Raw genomic sequence first — 399 nt, forward strand, 5'->3', positions numbered from 1 at the left:
CCGCAGCAGCCGCGCCCCGCCCGTGAGGTTGCCGCGCGCCGCGTGGGTGAGGCCCACCGCCGTCTGGGCCAGGCCGCGCCACAGGTCGCGCTCCTGCTCGGGCCCCGCCTTCCAGGCGTCCTCGAACACCTCGTGCGCGTGGAACGGCCGCCCGGCGTCCAGCAGCGCCTGCGCCTCGGCCACCGTCTCCCCGGGGGTGCGCACGACGCCCTCCGGCTGGCGGTCGACCCCTTCCGCCCCGTACGGCAGCGGCCTGCCGAGGCCGTCCCGCGGTCGCGCGTTGCGCGCCCGTCCCTCGTCGTCCCGGTCCCTCGGTCCCTGCGAAGAGCTGCTCATCGGCCCATTGTCCCGCCCGGCCTCCCCGCCCCCGTCGAGCAGGCCCTGGACGTGCGCTAAAGT

General features: G+C 77.7%; 1 protein-coding gene. It reads right to left on the minus strand.

Annotated features, from left to right (window positions below):
• Window positions 1-336: DUF309 domain-containing protein (locus ACOV8S_RS08610; protein ID WP_448317099.1), on the minus strand; the 336-nt coding region annotated here is incomplete at its 3' end.
• Window positions 337-399: the final 63 nt, after the last annotated feature.

The organism is Streptomyces sp. CO7 (assembly GCF_053474865.1).